This window comes from Hansschlegelia beijingensis, from assembly GCF_045505405.1.
Taxonomy (GTDB): Bacteria; Pseudomonadota; Alphaproteobacteria; order Rhizobiales; family Methylopilaceae; genus Methylopila; species Methylopila beijingensis_A.
On record NZ_JBJKEX010000597.1, the window covers coordinates 1 to 988 of the forward strand.

General features: G+C 67.3%; 1 protein-coding gene and 1 riboswitch. The gene reads left to right on the forward strand.

Annotated features, from left to right (window positions below; translation table 11 throughout):
• Nucleotides 1-136: 136 nt before the first annotated feature.
• Nucleotides 137-337, reverse strand: a riboswitch (cobalamin riboswitch).
• 184 nt (nt 338-521) lie between these two features.
• A partial coding sequence (locus tag ACIKT0_RS18970; RefSeq protein ID WP_407106846.1) for an adenosylcobinamide amidohydrolase occupies nt 522-988 on the forward strand: 467 nt, incomplete at its 3' end.

Consider the following 988-nt stretch of genomic DNA (forward strand, 5'->3'; position numbering starts at 1 on the left):
AGGAAGGCTGGACATCGAAACCCCGAGCGGGACGAGTGGCACGTCACCGCGAACTCGAGGTCTCACCCGTCACGCGTGGTCGCCCACGCCCGATGGCTCGCCCACCATCGGTGCACCCCGCCCGACGCGTTCGCGTGTGACCACACGACTGACGGCAGGTCTCCTGGCTCGCGGGTCGTAGCTCGCTCCGTCGCCTTCCCAGACCGGCAGGGTCCAGTGGCCGATGACGAAGTCGCTCGCCGCTCACAGTAGCGGGGGCTGCCGCGGCCTGAGGTCCGAAAACCCGCACCGCGTTCCCTTTTGATCCCCGAGGGGAACCGTCGCGGCGGACGCTATGGCGGGAATGTGGGCGGTGTCAACGCGGCCAGGGACTGAAACCTCCGCGACGTTTGGCCGTCCTCTGGGCCGTGCTCGCAAGTTCATGCCGCCCGCCGTCACGCAGCTGGCGGTCGCTGAGAAACTCGCTAGAAGGCGCTTGCACGGACCTTGGCGTCCCGAACAGAGCGAGGGTTCGCCTCCAAATGAACGATCTAAGACGCGCCAACCGAGCGTTCCGGATCGTCTTTGATCGCCCCATCCTCGCAGCCCTGTTCGACGCGCCACAGTCGATCCTGAGCTGGTCGCTGAACCGGCCGGGCTTTCAGAGCGGCAACGCGGTCGTCTGGCGCGAGGTGCGCGACGCCGACCTGCCTCTCGACGTCAATCCAGCGGCGCTGCTCGACAAATGGCTGGTCGAGGCAGGACACCCGGGCGCCATAGGCCTTCTCACCTCGCGGGATGTCGCCCGGCATCATGCTGCCGACGCCGTATGTGACGACGTCGTCTGCTCCTGCCTCGTGACCGTCGGACTGAGCAACGGCGGGCGCGTCGGGCAACCGGCGCGCACGGAGCTCGCCTTGGTCGGCACGATCAACATCCTCGTGCATGTCTCAAAGCCGCTCGCTCATGCGGCGCTTATCGAGGCCGTTTCGATCGCGACCCAGGCCCG